The sequence below is a fragment of the Actinomycetota bacterium genome, assembly GCA_030684515.1.
Taxonomy (GTDB): domain Bacteria; phylum Actinomycetota; class Actinomycetes; order S36-B12; family S36-B12; genus UBA11398.
In genome coordinates this window covers 30,359-52,605 of sequence record JAUXVJ010000028.1, presented here as the reverse complement: position 1 = coordinate 52,605, position 22,247 = coordinate 30,359, and the positions used below count along the sequence as shown (strand labels likewise).

At 60.9% G+C, this 22,247-nt stretch carries 20 protein-coding genes; 15 read left to right on the top strand and 5 right to left on the bottom strand.

All coding sequences use genetic code 11. From position 1 onward, the window contains the following. Nucleotides 1-186: 186 nt before the first annotated feature. Nucleotides 187-831 (bottom strand): hypothetical protein, encoded by a 645-nt coding sequence (locus Q8M73_12340; protein ID MDP2289340.1) that lies wholly within the window; start codon nucleotides 829-831, stop codon nucleotides 187-189. 310 nt (nucleotides 832-1,141) lie between these two features. On the opposite strand from Q8M73_12340, the gene Q8M73_12335 reads away from it, so the two are divergent. Then, nucleotides 1,142-3,496, top strand: a complete 2,355-nt coding sequence (locus tag Q8M73_12335; GenBank protein ID MDP2289339.1) for an arylsulfatase — start codon at nucleotides 1,142-1,144, stop codon at nucleotides 3,494-3,496. Between the two features lie 28 nt (nucleotides 3,497-3,524). Then, entirely contained in the window at nucleotides 3,525-4,784 is a 1,260-nt protein-coding gene (locus tag Q8M73_12330) for an anaerobic sulfatase maturase (protein ID MDP2289338.1), read from the top strand. A 139-nt stretch (nucleotides 4,785-4,923) separates the two neighbouring features. Here Q8M73_12330 and Q8M73_12325 read toward each other — a convergent pair whose 3' ends face one another. Next, on the bottom strand, nucleotides 4,924-7,350 hold the full coding sequence (locus tag Q8M73_12325; protein ID MDP2289337.1) for a lysylphosphatidylglycerol synthase domain-containing protein: 2,427 nt from the start codon (nucleotides 7,348-7,350) through the stop codon (nucleotides 4,924-4,926). A gap of 392 nt (nucleotides 7,351-7,742) precedes the next feature. On the opposite strand from Q8M73_12325, the gene Q8M73_12320 reads away from it, so the two are divergent. From Q8M73_12320 to Q8M73_12275, 10 genes are all read left to right on the top strand, one after another. Then, on the top strand, nucleotides 7,743-8,195 hold the full coding sequence (locus tag Q8M73_12320) for a Zn-ribbon domain-containing OB-fold protein (GenBank protein MDP2289336.1): 453 nt from the start codon (nucleotides 7,743-7,745) through the stop codon (nucleotides 8,193-8,195). A gap of 35 nt (nucleotides 8,196-8,230) precedes the next feature. Next, nucleotides 8,231-9,415 carry a thiolase family protein gene (locus Q8M73_12315; protein ID MDP2289335.1) on the top strand — a complete coding sequence of 395 codons (1,185 nt, stop codon included), beginning with the start codon at nucleotides 8,231-8,233 and terminating at the stop codon, nucleotides 9,413-9,415. Nucleotides 9,416-9,621: 206 nt separating this feature from the next. Continuing rightward, nucleotides 9,622-10,074 (top strand): OB-fold domain-containing protein, encoded by a 453-nt coding sequence (locus Q8M73_12310; protein ID MDP2289334.1) that lies wholly within the window; start codon nucleotides 9,622-9,624, stop codon nucleotides 10,072-10,074. Between the two features lie 34 nt (nucleotides 10,075-10,108). After that, complete coding sequence (locus Q8M73_12305) at nucleotides 10,109-11,293, top strand: thiolase family protein (protein MDP2289333.1); 1,185 nt, start codon at nucleotides 10,109-10,111, stop codon at nucleotides 11,291-11,293. Between the two features lie 51 nt (nucleotides 11,294-11,344). Beyond that, a complete protein-coding gene (locus tag Q8M73_12300; protein MDP2289332.1) occupies nucleotides 11,345-12,052 on the top strand; it encodes a TetR/AcrR family transcriptional regulator in 708 nt (235 codons plus the stop codon). 106 nt (nucleotides 12,053-12,158) lie between these two features. Next, entirely contained in the window at nucleotides 12,159-13,202 is a 1,044-nt protein-coding gene (locus Q8M73_12295; GenBank protein MDP2289331.1) for an acyl-CoA dehydrogenase family protein, read from the top strand. 2 nt (nucleotides 13,203-13,204) lie between these two features. Next, nucleotides 13,205-14,395 carry an acyl-CoA dehydrogenase family protein gene (locus tag Q8M73_12290; protein ID MDP2289330.1) on the top strand — a complete coding sequence of 397 codons (1,191 nt, stop codon included), beginning with the start codon at nucleotides 13,205-13,207 and terminating at the stop codon, nucleotides 14,393-14,395. A gap of 50 nt (nucleotides 14,396-14,445) precedes the next feature. Then, a complete protein-coding gene (locus Q8M73_12285; protein MDP2289329.1) occupies nucleotides 14,446-15,615 on the top strand; it encodes a thiolase family protein in 1,170 nt (389 codons plus the stop codon). Between the two features lie 26 nt (nucleotides 15,616-15,641). After that, nucleotides 15,642-16,814 (top strand): thiolase family protein, encoded by a 1,173-nt coding sequence (locus tag Q8M73_12280; protein MDP2289328.1) that lies wholly within the window; start codon nucleotides 15,642-15,644, stop codon nucleotides 16,812-16,814. A gap of 34 nt (nucleotides 16,815-16,848) precedes the next feature. Then, entirely contained in the window at nucleotides 16,849-17,286 is a 438-nt protein-coding gene (locus tag Q8M73_12275; protein MDP2289327.1) for an OB-fold domain-containing protein, read from the top strand. A 16-nt stretch (nucleotides 17,287-17,302) separates the two neighbouring features. On the opposite strand, the gene Q8M73_12270 is transcribed toward Q8M73_12275, so the two are convergent. Further along, nucleotides 17,303-18,346 carry a PQQ-dependent sugar dehydrogenase gene (locus tag Q8M73_12270; GenBank protein MDP2289326.1) on the bottom strand — a complete coding sequence of 348 codons (1,044 nt, stop codon included), beginning with the start codon at nucleotides 18,344-18,346 and terminating at the stop codon, nucleotides 17,303-17,305. 192 nt (nucleotides 18,347-18,538) lie between these two features. Between Q8M73_12270 and Q8M73_12265 the strand changes: the two genes are divergently transcribed. Both Q8M73_12265 and Q8M73_12260 read left to right on the top strand, forming a co-directional pair. Beyond that, nucleotides 18,539-19,315: a thioesterase family protein gene (locus Q8M73_12265; protein ID MDP2289325.1), complete on the top strand. Its 777-nt coding sequence runs from the start codon at nucleotides 18,539-18,541 to the stop codon at nucleotides 19,313-19,315. Between the two features lie 27 nt (nucleotides 19,316-19,342). Further along, nucleotides 19,343-20,401: a hypothetical protein gene (locus tag Q8M73_12260; protein ID MDP2289324.1), complete on the top strand. Its 1,059-nt coding sequence runs from the start codon at nucleotides 19,343-19,345 to the stop codon at nucleotides 20,399-20,401. A 6-nt stretch (nucleotides 20,402-20,407) separates the two neighbouring features. On the opposite strand, the gene Q8M73_12255 is transcribed toward Q8M73_12260, so the two are convergent. Further along, nucleotides 20,408-20,929 carry a class F sortase gene (locus Q8M73_12255; GenBank protein MDP2289323.1) on the bottom strand — a complete coding sequence of 174 codons (522 nt, stop codon included), beginning with the start codon at nucleotides 20,927-20,929 and terminating at the stop codon, nucleotides 20,408-20,410. 10 nt (nucleotides 20,930-20,939) lie between these two features. On the opposite strand from Q8M73_12255, the gene Q8M73_12250 reads away from it, so the two are divergent. Beyond that, on the top strand, nucleotides 20,940-21,092 hold the full coding sequence (locus tag Q8M73_12250; GenBank protein ID MDP2289322.1) for a hypothetical protein: 153 nt from the start codon (nucleotides 20,940-20,942) through the stop codon (nucleotides 21,090-21,092). A gap of 62 nt (nucleotides 21,093-21,154) precedes the next feature. Here Q8M73_12250 and Q8M73_12245 read toward each other — a convergent pair whose 3' ends face one another. Continuing rightward, a complete protein-coding gene (locus Q8M73_12245; protein MDP2289321.1) occupies nucleotides 21,155-22,222 on the bottom strand; it encodes an ice-binding family protein in 1,068 nt (355 codons plus the stop codon). Nucleotides 22,223-22,247: the final 25 nt, after the last annotated feature.

Sequence of the window (22,247 nt, the reverse complement as noted above, 5' to 3'; positions counted from 1 at the left end):
CTCATAATCTGGTCGTCGCGGGTTCGAGCCCCGCCCGCCCCACCACGCAAAACCCTTGGTAAAGCAAGGGTTTTCGCATTTCGAGGGAGACCGTCGATCCCGACCGCGCCCTCTCGACTCTGGCTGTGGCGTACCCGCCCGCGCTGTCATCGAATTCGGCTCATCGCTTTCACCTGTGTCGTGCTGCTAATTCGACAAGTTGGTGTGGAAGTAGATTGCCTGGTCCACCGTGTAGCTGGCCGGGCTACTCTCGTTGCACGTCGAGGTATTCGTGCACAGGGTGATGGAGTCGATGAAGAGCGACACCGCGCCTGCGCTGGCCGGCCAGGCCAAATCGTGGCGACCCCCGTGTGTGGCCAGATTGCCTTTGAGACTGGCAGCCCGCTCCTTGGTCAGCACCTTGAGATCAGCTCGGAAGGTTGCCTCTTTCGGGTCGTAGGCCGCACCGAGTATCTCCACGACCAACGTGTCGGTGGCGCCGTCACCGACCTTCACGGGCTGATGCAACACCAGCGCCGCGTTCGGTGGATCCTCGTTGAAGGAGTCACCATCCTCCCACTCTGCCGCCAGACGGCCCGTGGTGATTGCGCCCGACTTGCGGGCGGGCCGGTCTGTGAACCAGATTGCGTGCGGGTCGACTCCTTCCATCACAAGCGTCACGTCATCTCCCGATGGATTTTCCAAGCGCATCGTGTCGGCCGATAGGGAGAAGAGCACTGTTGGCTTCTCCGTCTGGGGCGCAGCGTCTGGCGACGCCGAGCATGCCGTGAGCCACACTGACCCGGTCACAAGTGCAGCTGCGTACACGACCGTCGGAAGCTTCCTGAGCATGGCTTGGAATTGTAATCTGGTGGTGTACTGAGGCCGGGTGCTTTGCCGACAGCGCCAGCATTGGTCCGAGACCCGCGCCGCCAATCACGGATTGATGACCGACCCGGGACACTGTGGGGCGCCTAGCGTCCGCGCGTGGCCACGTCCAGGGGATTTTGTCTGCGATGGTCTCACGCTGCATGGCTGTCAGCGCTGTCAGTGGGACGATTTCAACGCCGAAAGTTGCCCAAAAATTCACCCCTTTGGAATGAGGCGTGGACCTTTCGTATCTGCTTGACTTGCGACGCATGAATGAGGGAATGAGGACAATGTGAGCAGTGCGTTCAACGGCAAGATTGAGCTGGACATCCGTGACTCCGTGCCCGACTGGGAGCCCTATCTGGCTCCCAAAGCTCCCAAGGGATCACCGAACGTCTTGATGATCGCGTGGGACGACGTCGGTTATGGCGCAATGGACGTTTTTGGCGGGCCGATCAAGACGCCAACGATGCAACGCATCGCAGACCGTGGCATCCGCTTCGGCAACTTCCACACCACTGCACTGTGCTCCCCAACTCGAGCGTCCCTGCTGACTGGTCGCAATGCCACAACGAACGGGATGGCCACGATCGCGGAGTTCGCGTCGGGCTTCCCCGGCATCTCGACCAGGATCCCGTTTGAGAGCGGGCTCATCTCCGAGGTATTGGCCGGACGTGGGTACAACACCTATTGCATCGGCAAGTGGCACCTGACTCCCGGTGAGGAGTGCAACGTCGCCGCGTACAAGGGTCGCTGGCCCTTGGGGCGCGGCTTCGAGCGGTTCTACGGCTGGCTTGGCGGGGAGACCAACTCGTACTACCCGGACTTGGTGCACGACAACCACCCAATCGAGCCGCCAGCGCGTCCCGAGGACGGCTACCACTTGGCCGATGACCTTTCTGATCGCGCCATCCAATTCATCCAGGATGCTAAGACGATTGACCCCGACAAACCCTTCTTCATGTATTTCGCCCCGCAGGCCGGCCATGCACCGCACCTGGTCCCACTGGAATGGGCCGACCGCTACAAGGGTGTGTTCGATGCCGGCTACGAAGCAATGCGCCCCGAGATCCTGGCTCGCCAGATCGAGTTGGGACTGCTGCCCGAGGGCACTGTGCTGTCGGAGATCAACCCCCACGGGGAGCCAAGCCGCACCGGCCCAAATGGTGAGGCGTGGCCGATGCTGGACACGGTCCGTCCTTGGGACTCCTTGAGCGATAATGAGAAGCGACTGTTTGTGCGGATGGCCGAGGTATTTGCCGGCTACATCTCCTACTACGACGACCGCCTTGGGCGGATCATCGATCATCTCGAGCAGGCAGGTGAGTTGGACAACACGGTGATCGTCGTGGTCTCTGACAACGGATCCAGTGGCGAGGGCGGACCCAACGGAACCTTCAACGAGTGGCGCTTCTTCAATGGCATCGCCGACTCCACGGAAATTGTGCTGGAGCACATCGACGAGTTGGGCACGCCCGCGTCCAACAACCACTACAACACCGGCTGGGCATGGGCCTTGGACACGCCATTCCCGTACTGGAAGCGTTGGGCTGGCTATGAAGGTGGCACTGCAGACATGTGTCTGATCTCCTGGCCCGCGAAGATCCCGGCCAGTCAGGAAGTGCGCCACCAGTATGTGCACGCTGTTGACGTCGTGCCTACGTTGTACGACTTGCTGGGTATCACCCCACCGACCGTGATCAACGGCTTTGAGCAGTTACCGATGGAGGGCGAGAGTTTCGCTGCAGCTATCACGGATCCGACGGCGCTCAGCAAGTCCACGCAGTTCTTCACAATGCTCGGACAGCGAGCGATCTACCACGAAGGCTGGCTTGCTTGCACCGTGCATCCACCGTTGTCGAGCTGGGGACACTTCGACCAGGATGAGTGGGAGCTGTACCACCTGGAGATCGACCGATCACAGTCCAAGAATCTCGCCGATCAGGAACCGGAGCGGCTGAGGTCGTTGACAGCTCTGTGGTTTGAATGCGCGGACAAGTACCACGGCTTGCCGTTGGATGATCGCTCCGCTCTCGAGCAGGTGCTCGCTGAGCGACCGCGCGCCGCTGACGCACGCGAGCAGTTCGTCTTCTACCCCAACGGAGCAGATGTGCCCGAATCTGCCGGACCGATGATTGCTGGCAGGTCGTATGCGATTGCGGCTGGAGTGAACGTCGAGGATCCGGACGCGAGCGGCGTGCTGTGGTCTGCTGGAGGCGTGGCCGGTGGGCACAGTCTCTACGTCAAGAACAACAGACTGCGCTACACCTTCAACTGGGTCGGGACCTACCTGCAGGACGTCGTCGCTGATCGCGAGCTGACTCCAGGTGAGCACTTGTGCGTCGCAGAGTTCGTGGCCACCGGCAAGAGCGACAACCCTCTGATGCCCGGCGCGGTCGGCACGCTGACCTTGTACGTCGACGCGGAGCCGGTAGGCGCGGCAGAGATCACGACACAGCCCGGCTATTTCTGCCTCACTGGCGATGGAATATCCGTTGGTCGCGACAGCGGCTCGGCAGTAACGCCCGAGTACCAGGCTCCCTTCCTGTTCAACGGCGGGACCATCGACAAAGTTGTGGTCGATCTCTCAGGTGAGCGTTACGTCGATCATGAGGCGACCGTGCGTGGATGGTTCCTGCTTGATTGAGTCCACGACCACGTCACTACGAAGGGCGATGACTCCGTCACGCTCCTTCCACGTGATGTCCAAGCCAACCGGCGCGATCTGCAACCTGGACTGCGAATATTGCTTCTTCTTGTCCAAGGAGGAGTTGTACCCGGGCAGTGGTTTCCGTATGGATCCGCAAGTGCATGAGGCCTACATCAGCCAGCTACTGGCAGCCCAGCAAGGTTCAGACGAGGTGATCGTGGCGTTCCAAGGCGGCGAGCCGACGCTGATGGGCATCGACTTCTTCCGACGCACGCTGGAGTTGGAACAGCAGTACGCGGCACCCGGGCAGCGGATCCTCAACACCTTGCAGACCAATGCCACTTTGATCGACGACGAGTGGGCGGCATTTCTTGCCGAGCACGGTTTCCTGGTCGGCGTATCGATCGATGGACCACGAGCGATGCATGACGCGTTCCGGGTCGACAAGGGCGGCAAGCCCACATTCGACCGTGTCATCGCGGGCCTCGATGCGCTCAAGCGTCACGGCGTGGATTGGAACGCCCTCACTACCGTCAATGCCGCGAACGGCGACTACGGGCGCGAGGTCTACACCTTCCTGCGTGACGAACTTGGTGCAAGCTTCGTACAGCTGATTCCCATCGTGGAGCACGAGCAAGGCGTGCAGGCGAGCCATCGCTCGGTGTCGGGCACACAGTACGGAAGGTTCCTCGTCGAGGTCTTCGAGGAGTGGGGACGCCACGATGTCGGAGACGTGTTCGTGCAGATGTTCGACACATCACTGGGCCACTGGATGGGTATGGACCAATCAGGCATGTGCGTGCACGCACGCACCTGCGGGGAAGCCGTCGCGCTGGAGCACAACGGCGACTTGTACTCATGCGACCACTACGTCGAGCCCGAGTACCTCCTTGGCAACATCACGGAAGGCCGGACTCTGCTGCAGATGGTGGACTCCAGCGGGCAACAGGCATTCGGCCAGGCGAAAGAGTCCACGCTGCCCTCCTTCTGCCGCACCTGTGACGTCCGGTTCGCGTGCAACGGTGGATGTCCAAAGGATCGCTTTGGCATCACACCTGAAGGTGAACCCGGCTTGCACTTCCTCTGCGACGGCTACCAGCTGTTCTTCCGCCACATCGACGAGCCAATGAAGGTCATGGTGGGACTGCTGCGCCGTGGTGACGATGCCACCGGGCTGCGCGACTGGTACGCGGCCAGCGATGCCAAGCGCGCCCGCAACGATCTCTGCAGCTGCGCCAGCGGCCGCAAGTGGAAGAAGTGCCACGGCGCTCCCGTCCAACACTGACCTCGCGATTCATCCGCACCTGGCACACAGCCGTCCTCCGTTTCGTCAACACGAAAGATTGGCGAACTTCTGTTACGACAACAGTTCGTTCTTACTAGAGATGTTCAACTCCTGGGTGGATCGAAGAGGTGACACTTCATTACAGGTAGCCCCGGCGTCGCATGAGGTTCAGTGATACGTAGCCATAGATCGCGGGCACGAGGTAGGTCGCGAGGCGGTAGACGATCGCCGTCGACATCGCGACTGAATCGGGTATGCCGATCGCAACCAGGCCCGCCGTGATTGCCGCTTCCGCTATTCCGATATTTCCTGGCACCGGGACCAGTCCGGCGAAGAGTGCGACCAGTGTGTTGACAAGAATCAGCGAGGCAAAGTTCGCCGAGTAGCCGAAGGCGTTGAGTGAGCAGCCAAGCACGAGCGCGGCGACAACGTTCCACATCACGGCGCCGAAAGCGATGCGTGCGAGTTTGCGTGGTGAACGCAACACGCGCAGGGAGTCACGTCCCTCGGCAGTGCGGTTTCGGACGAACGCTCGCACCTTTGGTACGAGAAGGATGACCAGAATTGCCGCCGCGATCAGGAATAGGCACAAGATGCCTACGGTGGCCCAGTTGATATTTGCCAGCGCTGAGCCGATGCCCAGGCCTCCGGTCGTCGAGGGTGTCAGCGTCACGAGCCCCGTGAAAAGCGTGAGCACGATCACCAGCAGCTGAACGGCGAATCCGGACAGCGAGTTGATGAGGCTGATCATCACTGCGGCCGTCGGGTTGGAACCGACGAGCTGGAGAAAGCGAATTGTGAGGCCGATCTTGGCGGCAGACGCAGGCACGGCAAGTCCCACAAATGACATGGATGTCTGGAGGCCCACAACAGGTACGAAGGGCAACGGGTCGGCGTTGGCGCCCTGCATCGCGATCGCTTGACCGACATAGATCAGCACAGCCAAGAGCACGGCCGCGCCTACCCACCACCAGTTCGCGCCTTGAAACTCTGCGAGCAGGGTGTCCAGCCCAACTCCTGCGATCGCGCCGATGATCGCGTAAGCAACTATGGCAAGGAGGATCACCATCACGATCGACGACCACGTGACGCGCCGCAGCTTCTCTAGAGGTGGGGCCTCAGTACCAGTGCTTGCCGTGACTGCATCGCGTAGCGCGCTGAGCTTCCATGTTGCGGACTTGATCTCGTTGCGCGTGTCAGCGTCGAAGGCGGCGGTCTGCAGGTAGGGCATCGCAGTGTTGAGAGCAGCGTCGCCCAGCGCTTCGCGTGCAACGCGCACGGCGTCGTCGACCCCACGGCGCAGCGCGCTGATGACGAGCATGTGCGCGCGGTCTGCCGCCTGGTCAGTGTCGTTGGCGCCCTGCGTCGCAGATGCGAAATCGGTGAGCCGCACCACTCCTTCGGTATCGATCGAGAGCGATGTTGACCGTAAGTCTCCGTGTGCCAGACCCGCGCGGTGGAGGCGCTTCAGTGTCTCCCACGACTCCCGGGCCTGCTCCTCGCCGAACGCATGGCCCGTGTCATCGGTCAGCGGTGCTCCGTCATCACGGCGCACGAGGATGGCGTCGCGGCCCCATGGCGTTCCGACCGCGAGGATCGGCTGTACCGGAACTCCCGCTCTCTCGGCGACCATCGTCACGAAGCCCTCATGCTCTGCTCGCTGCTGTCGGCCGATCGATCCGGCGGCCGTCTGCCGGTACCAGAGCCGCTGCCACACGCTGGCAGCCAGAGAGGCCTCCCATGAATCGCGCCGGTAGACCTGAATGAGTATCGGGCGTCCGTGGGTGTCCGAGGCCTTGGCAACGACAGATAGGTGTCCGGGTTCATCGACGTAGTGCAGGTCGAAGATGTCCACGCCGAGATCGGCGAGTTGAGCCTTCAGTTGCTCAAGGGGTGCGTGCCCGCCAGGCGAGCCAGCGATCAGGTGCACCACGGCCGCGACAGTGACGCCCAGAACCAGCCCAGTGAGCAGGCCGAGCACAGTGTCGATGGCAAGTGACAGCGCACTTACACCGCCCAGCAGAACTAGCCAGTTCCCCAGTCGCCTAAAGGGACGCGTGAGGTGCGGTCCTGCCACGGCAACGACAGCGACGATCACTGTGAAGCGGATTGCGGGAAACAGCGTGCCGCCGTCCTGCGTTGCTATTGCCGACCACACTTCGCTCCACGATGAACCCGCCCACACTGCAAGGAGGCCGCCCAGGCCCAGGGCCAGCACTACTGCGCCGAGCTGCTCGCTGATGAGCACTCTGCGGTGGCGAGTCACGAGCGCAGCCAGAATCAGCAATAACGTCCAGAGCAGGGCGGCGGCATATATCGACTGCCAAAGCCAAGTCAGCAGCCCGGGGAATAACTCGATTGCTTTGGCGACTTTGGTGTCGACTTCAGTGGGTCCTGGTGAGGCAGTGGTCAACAGGGCCAGCAGGACGACACCGGCGATGGCGAGAATGACGTCAGTTGGTCGGCGCACTCGCGGCGCATCGGCTGATGACGACCAGAACGTCAGCCCGGTACGCCAGATCGCCAAACGTGCCCGAGGAGCCGCGTCCCCGGCGTCCTGCTCCATCACGCTCCAAGAATCCGTTGACAGCCGCCGCGCACGCTACTGGGTTGACCACGCTCGGCGCGAGGGCTACGCACGCGAACAAGTGCTGGTCGCGGGCAATCGTTATCAACTGTGACTGCAGAAACGATTGTGCGTTGTGGCGGCTGCAGAGTTGCTTCCATCGCCGAACTCCTCACCAACGAGCCCACCAGTGTCAATCAGACGGTAAGCAATCCCTGAAGTTGCTGAGTTGAGGCTATTGAGCCGCCCCTCTTGGCACGCAACTGCCACGAGATTCACCGGCACTTGGAAAATCCTGCGCGCAGCGGCGCGGCCCAGTACGTTGATGCAGGTCCGGCGCATGCGTCCAAGCAGATCTTGCCGGCTGAGCCCCTGATGCGGAGGAACGCACGATGAGCAATGCGAGCATCAACATCCCCGAGTCGGCAACGGCGTCCGACTATCCCCCCATCCCCGAGGTCGACAAGCTCACGGAGTTCTTTTGGGAGGGTGCGGCTAACCACCAGTTGCTCATCTTGCGCTGTAATGCTTGTGGGACCTACATCCACTACCCGCGGCCGATCTGCCCGAACTGCCTGTCGATGAAGGATCTGGCGCCGGCGCAGATGTCGGGGCGGGGCACCATCTACTCGCACACGACTGCCGTGCAGCCCTTCCACCCGTACTTCGTCGACAAGGTGCCGTACAACCTGATCGTGGTCGCCCTCGAAGAGGACGAGAACATTCGGATCACGAGCAACATGGTCGGGATTGAGAACGATGACATCCGCATCGGCATGCCCGTCGAGGTGACTTTTCAGGAAGTGGCCCCAGGGCTCACGCTCCCGCTGTTCAAGCTCGCCTGACCGGCGGCACTCACTTAGATCTCAAGGAGGACTGCATGGCAAAGCGTGATCGCGTCGCCGCAATCGGCGTCGGCTACTCAGACACCGGGCGTTGGTTGGGCCTTTCTCGTCGCGAGCTGGCGGCACAGGCGGGCGTCGCCGCAATGAACGACTGCGGCATCACCGCCGACCAGATCGACGGCGTCGTGCTGCACGCTGGCATCGCTGGCGCAGAGCCCCCGGGCTTGGACCGCACCGATGCCATTGACGTGGGTCAGATGCTTGGCATCAAGCAGCTCAACTACTACAACGCCGACGAGATGGGCCCCGCCTACGTGCACGCCGCCATCTCGGCCATCGCCGCGATCCAAAGCGGAATGGCGCACACGGTGCTCACGATGCGCGTTATCAACCAGCGTCTGAACACCAGACAACTGAGCGCTGAAATGTCACAGCCGACCTACGTGGGCGGTGACGCGCAGTTCGTCATGCCGTTCGGGTCGCTCAATGGCCCCAACAACATCGGCGCGCTGCCTGCGCAGCGGCATATGGAGCTCTACGGCACGACAGAGGAGCAGTTCGGTGCTCACGTGATCGCCCAGCGCGCACATGCGGCGCTGAACGACGAAGCGATTCTGCGCGATCCGCTCACCATGGACGACTATTTGAACTCGCGTTACGTGAGCAAGCCCATGCGGCTACTCGATTGCGACTACCCGGTGGACTCCGCCTCGGCAATCATCTTCACCACCGAGGAGCGAGCACGCGACTTCAAGAAGAAGCCCATCTTCGTGGAGGCCGCAGCGCATTCGGCGACCGAGGTACTCGGCGGTGGCTTCGAGAAGATCGCAGACATGAACCACAACTCGCCGTACCACGCCGCGAAGACACTCTGGTCACGAACCGATCTCAAGCCTTCCGATGTGGACTGCGCACAGTTGTATGACGGTTTCACGATCATCGTGTTCCAGTGGCTGGAGGCACTCGGCTTCTGTGGCGAGGGCGAGTCCGGCCCGTTTGTCGCCTCCGGTGCAACAGCGCTCGGCGGCAGCCTGCCAGTGAACACCGATGGCGGCGCCTGCAATGTTGGCCGTCGGCACGGCGCGAACTTCTGCATCGAATCGGTGCGTCAGCTGCGCGGTAACGAGTCGGGCGCACGTCAGGTGAAGGACGCGAAGGCCGCCGTTTGGGCCAACGCGGTCGGTCCCTTCTCCGGGGCGTTCCTCATGACGGCAGACTGAGCAGTCCCGCCCCACTGCACCAAGCCCTTGTACATCAACAGGTTTCGTCTTTCGGTCGGCGGCGCCGAGTCAAGGCGCGGGTGCTGCCGGCTCCTCCTGTGGGAAAGCCTGCGCGCTGCCTCGCGGCCACAGTAGGTTGACCCCGATCCGGTGCAGGAGTCAATGCAGATCTTGCCGGTAGAGCCCCTGATGCGGAGGAACGCACGATGACTGACGCGAGCATCACCATCCCCGATTCGGCCACGGCGTCCGAATATCCCCCCGTCCCTGAGCCCAACACACTCACGGAGTTCTTCTGGGAGGGCGTGGCAAACCATCGCCTGCTCATCCAGCACTGCGACGCCTGCGACACCTACATCCACTATCCGCGACCCATCTGCCCCAAGTGCCTGTCGATGGACCACCTCGCGCCGAAGCAGGTCTCGGGCCGCGGAACGATCTACTCGCACACCACTACCGTGCAGCCGTTCCACCCCTACTACGTCGACAAGGTGCCGTACAACCTCATCATCGTGGCCCTTGAGGAGGACGAGAACATTCGCATTACCAGCAACCTCATCGACTACCCCAACGACGACATCCGGATCGACATGCCCGTCCAGGTGACCTTCCAAGAGGTGGCCCCCGGGCTCACGCTCCCGCTCTTCAAACTCGCCTGACCGGCGCACCCACCCAGTTCCCGAGGAGGACTGCATGTCCAAGCGTGATCGCGTCGCCGCCATCGGCGTCGGCTACTCAACGACCGGTCGGCGCACCGGCCTGAACCGCCGCCAGTTGGTTGCCCAGGCTGCCGTGGCGGCCATGAGGGACTGCGGCATCACCGCTGACCAGATTGACGGCGTCGTGCTGCACGCCGGCGTCGCTGGCGCGGAGCCCCCGGGCCTGGACTTCATCGATGCACTCGATGTGGCTCAGATGCTGGGGATCATGCCGATCAGCTTCTACAACTCCGATCAGGGTGGACCGGCCTACATTCACGCAGCGATCTCGGCGATCGCCGCAATCCAGAGCGGCCAGGCCCACACGGTGCTCACAGTGCGCGTCATCAACCAGCGTCTGAGCAGTGCCCAGGAGCGCGACTCCGTGCAGGGACCGATGCGGGTGGGCGGAGACTCTCAGTTCACCATGCCGTTCGGATCGGTAACACCCATCCAGACCATCTCCGCGCTTCCCGCGCAGCGGCACATGGAGCGCTACGGAACCACCGAGGAGCAGTTCGGCGCGCATGTGATCGCCCAGCGCGCAAACGCCGTGCTGAACGAAGATGCGCTCATGCGTGACCCGTTGACGATGGACGACTACCTGAACTCACGGTACGTGAGCAAGCCGGTGCGCCTTCTCGACTGCGACTACCCAGTGGACTCGGCCTCCGCGATCATCTTCACCACAGAGGAGCGGGCACGCGACTTCGCCAAGCAGCCGGTCTTCGTCGAGTCAGCTTCGCTCTCAGCCACCGACATCCTGCCGGCGGGCTTTGAGAAGGTGCTCGACATGAACCGCAACTCGCCGTACCACGCAGCGGAGCTGATGTGGTCGCGCACCGACCTGAAGCCGTCCGATGTGGATTGTGCTCAGTTGTATGACGGCTTCACGATCATCGTGTTCCAGTGGCTTGAAGCCTTGGGCTTCTGCGGGGAAGGCGAGGCCGGGCCGTTTGTGGAGTCCGGCGCGACCCGCCTTGGCGGCAGCCTGCCAGTGAACACCGATGGCGGCGCCTGCAACGTGGGACGCCGGCACGGCGCGAACTTCTGCATCGAGTCGGTGCGGCAATTGCGCGGCAACGAGTCGGGCGAACGCCAGGTGAAGGATGCCGAGGTTGCAGTCTGGGCCAATGCGACCGGCCCATTCTCCGGGGCCGTCCTCATGACGAAGGACTAAGGAGACATACGCCTCGGCTAGATTCTCGGTCATGACCCGCAGGCGCCTCACGTGAGCAGGGAAGCCGGCGGCGGCAAGGCCAAGGTGCCGCGCAAGCCCGTGGGTCGTCCTGCCAACACCGACAGTGCCGTTACTCGTCAGGCGCTGATCCGCGCGGCAGCCAGTCGACTTTCCACCGTTGGCTATGAGCGCATGACTCTTGATGAAGTCGCAACCGCAGCTGGCATCACGCGCGGGGCGATCTATCGCTACTTCGACTCCAAGCAAGATTTAGCGCGCGCGGCGGTACTTGAATCCTCGCGTCCACCAAATGCTGCCGACCAGCATTACGCCGAGCTCTGCGTTGGTGCCAAGAATCTCAACGAGCGGCTGCGTGCCTTTGTGATGGCCTGCACCCAGACCTCCCTTGAGGATCCTGAGCCGACTCTGGGACATTACGAACTTGGTCGGCTTGCCAGTCAAGATCCTGAATTGGCCAAGGTCTTCGGTCAGCGCTCACTGTTCGTGCGCGACCGAGTGACGGCCTTGGTACAGGACGCCATCGATGGGGGTGAGCTGGACGCAGAGCAGGATCACTCGATCATCATCGAAGGCATTTCTGGCTTGATCTGGGCAATGACCCAGGGCGCGGCCACTGCCCCCACCGCCCGCGTGCGTTCCCAGCTGCTGCTGGCCACCGATGCGCTCTTGATGAACCCGCCCTGGCTTCCCCAGCCGCAAGCACCAGCGGTAGCACCAAAAAAGTCTCGAAAAGCCTGATAAAGATTAAGTAACTCATGGTTGACTTAACTCTCCAGTGCCTGTAGACACAGGTGGCGGCCGTCATTGTGCGAATTGCGCGACGTCGGCAGAAGGGTGAGTCGACATGGATCTAGCACTTTCAGAGGATCAGCGATCAGTCCGCGAAGTCTTCGCGGACTTCTTCACCAGCGAGAGTCCCATTGAACGAGTCCGCGACAGCGAAGAGCTCGGCTTTGATCTGAAGCTTTGGACTCTTGCAGCCGATGTGGGTATCCCTTCGATGGGCATCAGCAGTGAGTTCGGCGGCGCGGATGCAACGCTGCTGGATCTGGCGCTGGTGTGCATTGAGGCCGGCAAGACCCTCGCGCCGTTGTCACTGCCAGAGACTCTCGTCGCTGGACTGGTGCTGTCGCGCACAACTGCAGGCCGTCAGTTCGTCCCGCAGATCATCTCTGGTGACGTGATCGCGACCATGTCACCGCGGCCTGCCATCAATGGCATTGCCACCCTTGCACCCGCCGGTGCGGTTGCACACGTTCTGGTGGCCCTTGATGGCGAGGAGCTTGTCTGCGTTGCACGCTCGGGCTCCACTCCCTTTGCAACGCCATTGAAGAACCTCGGCTCTGCACCCCTTGCCGACTGGAGTCTTGATGGCTCTGATGGCCAACGCACAGTGCTCGCGCGCGGAGTTGAAGCCCAGCAATTGTTTGCGCAGGCGATCTGTGAATGGAAGGCGCTCACTGCCGCAGCGCTCTACGGCCTGCAAGCTCGTGCGCTCGAAATCGGTCTTGCGTACGTATTGGAACGCCGACTGTTCGGCACCACTCTTGCGAGCTTCCAGGCCATTCAGCACCGCCTGGCAGACATCTCGGTAGCCAGCGTTGGAGCAGAACTGCTGGTGCTCGAAGCAGCATGGTCGCGCGATGTCGAGCCTGAGCGATTCGCTGCCCTTGCCGACATGGCCTTTCTGTTCACCTCGGATCTGGCCGTGAAGACCGCCCGCGAGAGTCTGCAGTTCCACGGTGGCTACGGCTACACCCTGGAATACGACATCCAGATGTACTTCCGTCGAGCCAAGGCCTGGCCACTGGCCATCGGTGCCAGGCAGGACCAGTTCATGTCATTGGCTTCCGCACTCTTTGACTCAGCATCAACTGTGGAGGCGTGATCATGGATTTCCGACAGAACGATGCACTGGCTGAGTACCGCCAGCGCGCAGCGCAATGGGTTCAGGACAACGTTGACCCTTCGTGGGCCGTCGAGCAGAGCGCCACTGGCACGTACCACACCTGGGAGCTGCATCGCCGGATGGCAATGGACGGACTGCTCGCCTCCAACTGGCCTGCGGAGTACGGCGGTTCAGATGTTGACCCCAACTTCGCCTACGCCGTCACGCAGGCATTGGCCGACGCCGGACTGCACTTGGACGGCTGGGTCACCACTGAGATGGTGCTGCGCACGGTGCTCGCAGTCGGCACCGAGGAGCAGAAGCAGGAGTGGGTTCGCGCGGGCCTGGCGGGCGAGATGCTCATCGTTCTGGGCTACAGCGAGCCCGGCTCCGGATCAGACGCTGCTGCTGCGGCAACTCGCGCAGTGCGCGATGGTGATGAGTGGCTCATCAACGGAAGCAAGATGTTCACCAGCACCGCCCACGAAGCCACGCACGTCTTCATGCTCACGCGTTCCAACACTGAGGTTGCCAAGCACAAGGGCTTGTCGATGTTCATGCTTGCGCTGGATGCGCCCGGAGTCGAGATTCAGCCAATCCACACTCTGGGAGGCCAGCGCACCAACGCCACCTTCTACACCGATGTCCGCGTACCCGACTCCTGGCGTGTTGGTGAAGTCGACGGCGGATGGACTGTCATGCGCGTGGCATTGATTCACGAACGAGCAACTCCGGCTGCGCCGATCACCACGCTCTGGGCCGAACGAGCTGCCAAGTGGGCCAAGTGGGCCAAGCAGGCAGATGGCAGCGCGGTCTATGACGATCCAATCGTCAAAGAGAAGCTCGGGTGGATTGCCATTGAGAACGAGGTCGCGCGACTGCTGGGCCTTCGGACCCAGGCCGCGCTGAACACTCCGCAAGGTCCGACCTTCGAAGGCCCCGAGAGCAAGTTGTTCTATGCCGAAGCAAATATTCGGCATTACGCAACAGTGCTGGACCTTGCCGGAGAGCAGGCCGTCATCCAAAGCCCAGCCTCGAGAATCGCTGACAAGTCCAATGAGAACTTCATTGGCGCTACCGAGGGAGCCTACCGTCGATCGCTCGTCGGCGCGATCTACGGCGGCTCCACTGAGGTGATGCGCGAGATCGTTGCTGAACGAGTGCTCTTGCTCCCGCGAACCCGCTCCAAATAGCGATCGAACTTCCGCACTCCTGTCCCGCTCAACACTCAAGGAGCACTGTCTTGGGATTTCCCAAACGTCACGCAGCAATTACCGGCGTGTACACAACGCAACAGGGCAAGAAGCTTGGTCGGACTTCGTACTCACTCATGCTTGAGGCAATCAAGGGCGCTCTGGACGAGGCGGGGCTCACCCCGGCAGATGTCGACGGCATCATCCCGATGGAGCCGGGCATGCGCACAGGCGCACTGGATCCGATGTTCTGGGCCGAGCAATTCGGCGAACGACCCCTCGGATACATGGGTCTGGGTCAAGCCTCTGGTGGCTTGGCCAAAGCGGCTACCGCTATCGCTTCAGGCATGTGTGAGGTTGTCGTGCTGTTCTGGGCCAATGCGGGTTTCGAAGTTGGTCCGCGTGGCACCGCGGTGCCCACATCCGCTCCGCGCGAGGCCGAATGGGGCTTCGGCCAGCACGGGGCGTACATGACGACGTGGTATGCCATGTGGGCTCAGCGATACATGCATGAATTCGGGGTCACCTCTGAGGATCTTGCTCAGGTGGCAGTGACGCATCGACATCACGCCACACTGAATCCCGAATCAATCATGGGCAACCGCGGAGACATCACTGTCGACGACGTCATGAACAGTCGGATGATCGCCTCGCCGCTGCATCTGTTTGATTGCGCGTTGGACAACGAAGGTGGCTACGCGATCGTGCTGACCTCGGCCGAGGTCGCCCGGAACACTCGCAAGAAGCCGGTGTGGGTGCTGGGCGGTGCCGAGTCCGCATACACCGACTTCTACGCCAGTATCCAAGACCCTTGGTTTCCTGAGCAGGGCTATGGCGTGCGCCATCTCGGTGACCTGGTCTTCGAAATGGCAGGTCTTGGCCGTGACGAGATCGATGTGGCCGGACTCTACGACTGTTTCACCATCACGATGCTGCGCGATCTGGAAGAGCTCGGCTTCTGCAAACTGGGCGAGGCTGCCGACTATTTCCGTGAGGGGCACACCGCTTTGGGCGGATCGATGCCGTGCAACACCGATGGAGGGTTGCTGAGCAACAGCCACAACGTGAGCCCATCTGGCATGCACACCATCGAAGTCGTGCGGCAACTTCGTGGCGAGTGCGGAGCGCGGCAGGTTCCCGATGCGCGAATTGGACTCTCCTTCGCCCAAGGCATGTCACCCCATGGCCTCTCATCCGCGCTCATCATGGCGGTGGACTGATCACATGAACCGAACAGGAGTGTGAGATGAATTTCCTCTCGCGGAAGTCGGCAGTAGTCGGGGTGTACACGACCCAGATGGCCAAGAAGCTTCCCACTACTGGAGTCTCGCTTCAGATCGAAGCCATCAGAGGTGCGCTCGATGATGCTGGGCTTTCGGCCAGTCAGGTCGATGGTGTGATTCCGATGGATCCAAGTCCAGTACCGGGCACCGCATCAGTGCACATGTTCTGGGCCGAACAGCTTGGCGAGCATCCGCTTACCTTCATGGAACAGGGCATTGCTTCGGGGGGAGTGGCCAAAGCAGCTGCAGCAATCGCAGCCGGCATGGCCAATGTTGTCGTGCTCTTCTATGGCAAAGCTGGCTATTCCATTGGGCCCGGCGGCACAGCCGCAGCTCAGAAGGCACCGCGCACAAGTGAGTGGGGCTACGACATTCATGGCGGCTACATGTCTCCTTGGTACGCGATGTGGACCCAGCGGTATATGCATGAATTCGGTGCGACAGAAAGTGATCTGGCCCATGTGCCCGTCACGCATCGCTACCACGCGACTTTGAATCCCGCATCTGTGATGGGTGTGCGAGGCGAGATCACTGTTGATGAAGTCCTGGCCTCCCGCTATATCGCTGAGCCAATGCACCTGCTGGATTGCGCCATCGACAATGACGGTGGCTACGCGATAGTCATTGCCTCAGAGGAGATCGCGCGAGACTGCAAGAAGGACCCGGTGTGGATTCTGGGCGGTGCGGAATCTGCGTACACCGACTTCTACATGACGATCAACAAGCCCTGGTTTCCAACCGAAGGCAAGGCCGTGCGCCGGACGGCCGAGCGTGCTTTTTCGATGGCTGGTGTCACGCGTGAGGACATCGATGTGGCTGGCTTGTATGACTGCTTCAGCATCACCATGCTTCGTGACCTGGAAGAACTTGGGTTCTGCGAGTTGGGCGAGGGCTTTGAGTACTTCAAGGAAGGCCACACTCGACTGGGAGGTTCGATGCCCTGCAATACCGACGGAGGCCTGCTCAGCAACAGTCATGTTGGCAATCCGTCTGGACTCCACACCATAGAAGTCGTACGTCAACTGCGTAACGAATGTGGTGACCGCCAAGTTCCCAACGCCAAGATCGGATTGTCCTTGGCGCAGGGTTTCGCCGTTCACGGCCAAGCCGGGACGCTCATCATGGCTGTGGACTAATCGTGTTCGCCTGTTTGAGAATCTGGAGAATATTGTGACCGTACTTCCACCAGCGACAGCTCCTTACCTCAAGCCGCTGCCTGCTATCACTGCGGCTGGAGCGCCGTTCTGGGATGCCTTGAAGCGTCATGAGTTCCTCATTCCGCGATGCGACAACTGCGGTGACTACAACTGGGTTCCGTATCCGGCATGCCGGAGCTGCTTCTCAGAGGAGCAATCGTGGACGAAGGTAAGCGGCAACGCGACCTTGTTCACGTTCACTGTGGTGCATCGCGGCCCTGGCTCCTTCAACGATGACGTGCCGTATGTGATTGGCCTTGCAGAATTGGTCGAGCAACCGCGACCGTGCCTTGTCTTGGGCAATATCGTCGGCATCGATCTGGAGCAGATCACCATTGGAATGCCGCTCAAGGTCGCCTACGAGGACATTCCCGATGAAGACGTCACTCTTTGGCGATGGGTGTCTGCCTAGTAATTCGCAGCTCCGGTCAACTGACGGAGAGTCGAAGAATTCGATCGTCGCCACTGCGCACATCTCCGCGACCATCGGTATTGCCAGTGATCAACCACAGGGACCCGTCGGGTGCCACGCCCACGGTGCGCAGCCTGCCCAGATCACCGAGCTGGACGGCGGTGGCTTTGCCCGCAGTCGCGCCAGTCAGCGGCACCTGCCAGAGCACCTCGCCACGCAGGCTGGCGACATAGGCCGTGTCCTGCAATATGGCGATGCCGCTGGGTGAGGCAAGGGATGTCGGCTCCCACTGAGTGAAGGGATTGACGAACTTTGCGTCACTGGAACTGCCTTCCACCAGCGGCCAGCCGTAGTTCCTGCCGGCTTGGATCCGATTGAGCTCATCGGCCTTCCTCTCACCGAATTCACTCGCCCACAACTGCCCACTTGCATCCAAGGCGAGTCCTTGAACATTGCGGTGTCCAAGGGAGTAGACGCGAGAGTTCCTGAATGGATTTCCGGCAGCTGGATTGCCTTTGAGGTCCACGCGCAGGATCTTTCCGTTCAGACTCCTGAGGTTCTGAGAAGAGCTTGGGTTTCCTGCGTCACCAGTGGAGATGAACAAGGTGTTGTTGGGGCCAAGTAGGAGGCGTCCGCCATTGTGATAGGAGGCTTTGGCGATGCCGGTCACGATGGGCGTTTGCTTGCCGAGCGAGGTGCCGTTCCAGGCGATGCGTACGACTCTGTTGTCATCCTTGGAGGTTTCATAGGCGTAGATGGCAGTTGGGGCGTTCGCTGGCGCAGCAGCGATACCCAGCAAGCCGCCTTCGCCGCCCGGGACAACTCCCTGCACGCGTCCAACCGTGGTGACTTTGCCGGCCGGTGTGACGCGCTTGATGAGTCCGGAGTCGCGCTCGCTTACCAGTGCACTGCCGTCCGGGAGGAATGCCAAACCCCACGGAGTGCTCAGGCCGGTGGTGATCGTCCTAGAGACCTGTACCTGGGCTGCACTCGCACTTGGCGAAGTGCCGACAACTGCCAGAACAGTGATGGCGAAGCACACTGCGGTGAGACGGCGCATATTCGATAGTAAGTCGATTTCTCCCAGGAGTGTTAACGAGGAAAGGAATTGCGACGGACTCGGCCTCCTGCAGGAATCAGGAATTCAATATTCCCGAGGGAATCGCCAGATATCTGTAACAGGATTCGGCAATGATGCACGAGCGCGGTGCGGCACCGGGCTACTTGCCGGCACTGCCAACAAAGGAGCCACATGACTGAGCTTGCCGACATCGTGCGATTGAACACTGTCAGCGAAGATCGATTCGTGACCAGCAATATTGTGACCAACGGTGGCTTTCTCTACGGCGGTCAACTTCTTGCCCAAGCGCTGATGGCGGCTTGCAAGACCGTTGAATCGCAACGTGTTCCGCATTCCCTTCATTGCTATTTCATCGCGGGCGGCAAGAGCACCGAGCCGATCGAATTTGCCGTCTCTCGTGATCGCGATGGCCGGGCCTACTCGGCCCGCAGTATTTCTGCCATTCAGGATGGCCGCGTACTGATGAACATGCTGGCCTCATTTCAAGTTCCTGAAGAGGGCATCAACGCGCAGGCCTCCACATTTCCAAGCGTTACAGCGCCACCTGCAAATCCCGTTCTTTACTCCTTGCCGACGTCACCAGATGCTTTGGTCTGGGACCCAGCTCCAGACTCCAGCATCGCGCACCCCTCGAGGGCTTGGTGTCGCTTTGAGAGCGAGCTGCCTGATGACCCTGCGCTGCAAGCCTGTGCCTTGGCCTACATGTCTGATTTCTTCAATGGGCTTGTTCGCCTGCCAGGCTTCCCACGGAACGCGGCCGTGAGCAGCCTTGACCATGCCATGTGGTTCTACCGTCCGACCAAGATGAACGAGTGGCACCTGATGGACTGGGTAGGCAATTCGGTCTCAGGTGGGCGTGGCCATTACTCAGGTCAGTTCTACGACGCATCAGGAGTGCTGGTTGCCAGCGTCGCCCAAGAAGCGCTCGTGCGAATACCTCGCGCGTAGCCCTTGTCGCGCCAATACGATTGCCTGATGTTGCGTAGAGCGATCGTCGTGATGGGTGTCCTGAGCTTCAGTCTCATTCCAGCAACGGCGAGTTTCGCCGTCAATGCGCCGGGGGAGCCCTGTTCGAAGGCGGGCGAAGTGCTGCCACTTGGCGCTGGTTCCATCGAGTGCGTCAACGGCGTGTGGGCGCCCAGTTCCAAGCAGCCAGGTGGCGCTCCTGCTGGCGGACCAGCAGGCTCGCCGACAAGCCCTCCCACCAATCCTCCCACTGCGCCAGGCAAGACCGCTGCTGTGGCCAAGATCTTCAAGCCGGCAGGGGTAGTACAGAGTCAGGCCACCTTCGAAAGTTCGAGCAAGCAAGTCGCTGACCCAAGTGCGTTGCGCCTTGCCGACGGACGCATTCGTCTGTACTCGTGGGTAGCGCCTAACGGGCTTCGTTCGGCTACATCAACTGATGCCACGGGTTTGAAATTCGTCGCTGATCCCACGATCCCGCTGTCCACGATGGCCGGTCAGCCTCGGGTAATCCGGATCGATGCGGCGACAGTGCGCCTGTTCTTTACCAGTGCTGGCGGCGTGAACTCCGCGATCAGCCATGACAACGGGCTGACTTTTGCCGATGAAGGTGTGGTGCTCAGCACGGCTCAAGCAGGATTCGAGCCTGGCGTGATCACAGTGATCAAGCAAGGTGCGCAATATCGCGCCTACTTCTCCAATCTGGAAAAGCCTGGCGTGCACGCCGACCGCGTCATGAAAACGGCTACCAGCCCGGACATGCTGCATTGGACGGTGGGCCCACAGCTGAAGATGAGCGGATCGCACCCCTTCGCCCTGATCGACAGCAAGGGAAAGATAGCCCTCTATTACTCAACTGATCGTGGATCCTCGTACGGAATCTTCGCTTCAACCAGTACTGATGGCCTGAATTTCAAGAATGAGCAGTTCATCGTTGTCGGCGGTGGCGATTCAGACATCGTCAGCACGGGTAAGAACTCTTGGATCATGTACTACGGCGGACAGGTTTCGCCGGCTGACGGATTCGGAATCCTTGCTGCGAAATCGATCGGGAACGCGATACCCAAGTAGGTCGAGTCAGACCTTGGCCACGAGCCTGGCAAATACGACGAGATTGGCAAGGTACTTCTTGCTGCCCGCATCCAGCCCATCACAGGTAATCAACCGTAGGCCTGCGTACTTGATGTTGCCGTAGACCAGCTTGGTTGGGAACTGGTTCTTCTTGACGATCATGACACGATCGACGCTGAAGACGTCTGAAGTGCCGTTCTCTCTGGACACGAGGATCTGATCTCCAGGGTGCAATTTCGAAAGTTTCGCGAATGCTCCAGCGGTGCCGTTCCAACGCACATGGGCGGCAATCACAGCCGGCCCAAGCTGACCTGGTTGCGGCGCACCCGTGTACCAGCCCGCGGTGGAGGCGTTGGGAGGCACTTGCAGGCTTCGATCCGACTTCAGGCCCAATCGCATCAGTGGTGCGTTGACGCCGATGGCGGGAATCCGGATTCTGTCTGGGGCAGATCGCGGGGCTGGCCGCGCCACCTGCACCTGCGAGGGTGCAAGTACCTCATCTGCCGGAAGCGCCATCAAATCCGGCATGCACCCACTCATGCTGAGCGCAATCGATGCCACGGCGATCGCTGCGATTGCCTTGAGTGTGCGTCGACCAGAAATTGTGCGCGCAACCGAAACACGTCTTGAACCACGTGCTCTCGCATGGAGCATTGACTTAATCCTCAATCTTTCGATTGCCTACGCGTGATCTCACTCACCCAAGTGGCGACCGTTCCCAAAGTCCAAGCCTTTGGGAACGGCTCGCTCCCGCTATTCAAATTGGCCGGTGTCGACTCCACCAACGGGCTTACGAAGGATCTGCACAGGTACAACGGGAGTGCGCGTTGCCGTGGGTCCTGGAGTAACCGTTGGAGGTGTAACGGTCGGAACAGTTGCCGACGGGCTCACAGGGGCACTGGCTGTTGGTGTTGGCGTGGCCGACGCGGTAGGCGTGGTGATCACGTTCATCAGCGGATTTGCACCGGAACCTCTACAGAGCCCCAAACCGTCGTACTGACCGCCCCATGGACAGACCAGACCTTGGGCCAGAGGGCCGATATTCGCTGCGTACACAATCTCTGCCACCGGAGTGCCAGAACTGGAGTTGCTGCACGTCGGGCTGATAACTCGGTTGGTATCCAAGGTCACGGCGCCGTTGCGGGCAAGGACCCGACCTTCAACCTCAGCGCCGGTATTCAAGGTGATATCGGTCAAGGCCAGGATATTGCCCTTGAAGTCGGTCGTGGTGCCAAGAGTCGCCGAACTTCCGATCTGCCAGAACACATTGCAGGCCTGAGCCCCGTTGATGAGTGCCACCCGACTGCCGGCAGCCGTGGTCAGGGTCGAGCCAGCCTGAAAGATGAATGCAGCATTGGGATCGCCTGCGGCATTAAGGGTGAGGGTTCCCGTCAAACCAAGGGATGTAGCAGAGCTGTAGACGCCGGAGACAAGCGTGGTTCCTCCGAGATCAGCGCTGATCGTTACGTTGCTCGGCTGTCCAGCCACAGCGTTGTAGGCCGTAATCAGATCAGTTTTTGCGCCCTGGGTCACCGAGTCTCCAGCGTGGTTGGTGCCGTTGATCGTCATGCTGCCGAGCCCAGTGATGGTCGTAGTGGGAAACGTGCCGATGTCGCCGTTGATAGTAGTGGAACCGGTATTGGTGATGCCTGCTCCAGCCAATACTCCAAAACTGTCCGCAGTTCCGAGCCCCACGCTGCTCGCTGCCAGCGCGTTCACTGAAAATGCGACGACGAGTCCGCCGACGATTGCCAGCGTCAAACTTGTTGATGCAAGTCCTTTTGCTTTTCGAGAACCTCGTGGTGTGAAGTGTGTATTCATGCTTTCCGCCTCTGCGTGCATTCGG

Excerpts from the sequence above, each read along its gene's own strand:
- Q8M73_12340 (MDP2289340.1), bottom strand. The coding sequence starts at position 831 with ATGCTCAGGAAGCTTCCGACGGTCGTGTACGCAGCTGCACTTGTGACC.
- Q8M73_12280 (MDP2289328.1), top strand. The coding sequence starts at position 15,642 with ATGAATTTCCTCTCGCGGAAGTCGGCAGTAGTCGGGGTGTACACGACC.
- Q8M73_12330 (MDP2289338.1), top strand. The coding sequence starts at position 3,525 with ATGACTCCGTCACGCTCCTTCCACGTGATGTCCAAGCCAACCGGCGCG.
- Q8M73_12250 (MDP2289322.1), top strand. The coding sequence starts at position 20,940 with ATGCTGAGCGCAATCGATGCCACGGCGATCGCTGCGATTGCCTTGAGT.
- Q8M73_12325 (MDP2289337.1), bottom strand. The coding sequence starts at position 7,350 with ATGGAGCAGGACGCCGGGGACGCGGCTCCTCGGGCACGTTTGGCGATC.
- Q8M73_12310 (MDP2289334.1), top strand. The coding sequence starts at position 9,622 with ATGACTGACGCGAGCATCACCATCCCCGATTCGGCCACGGCGTCCGAA.
- Q8M73_12320 (MDP2289336.1), top strand. The coding sequence starts at position 7,743 with ATGAGCAATGCGAGCATCAACATCCCCGAGTCGGCAACGGCGTCCGAC.
- Q8M73_12245 (MDP2289321.1), bottom strand. The coding sequence starts at position 22,222 with ATGAATACACACTTCACACCACGAGGTTCTCGAAAAGCAAAAGGACTT.
- Q8M73_12260 (MDP2289324.1), top strand. The coding sequence starts at position 19,343 with ATGTTGCGTAGAGCGATCGTCGTGATGGGTGTCCTGAGCTTCAGTCTC.
- Q8M73_12270 (MDP2289326.1), bottom strand. The coding sequence starts at position 18,346 with ATGCGCCGTCTCACCGCAGTGTGCTTCGCCATCACTGTTCTGGCAGTT.
- Q8M73_12295 (MDP2289331.1), top strand. The coding sequence starts at position 12,159 with ATGGATCTAGCACTTTCAGAGGATCAGCGATCAGTCCGCGAAGTCTTC.
- Q8M73_12255 (MDP2289323.1), bottom strand. The coding sequence starts at position 20,929 with ATGCCGGATTTGATGGCGCTTCCGGCAGATGAGGTACTTGCACCCTCG.
- Q8M73_12290 (MDP2289330.1), top strand. The coding sequence starts at position 13,205 with ATGGATTTCCGACAGAACGATGCACTGGCTGAGTACCGCCAGCGCGCA.
- Q8M73_12305 (MDP2289333.1), top strand. The coding sequence starts at position 10,109 with ATGTCCAAGCGTGATCGCGTCGCCGCCATCGGCGTCGGCTACTCAACG.
- Q8M73_12315 (MDP2289335.1), top strand. The coding sequence starts at position 8,231 with ATGGCAAAGCGTGATCGCGTCGCCGCAATCGGCGTCGGCTACTCAGAC.
- Q8M73_12265 (MDP2289325.1), top strand. The coding sequence starts at position 18,539 with ATGACTGAGCTTGCCGACATCGTGCGATTGAACACTGTCAGCGAAGAT.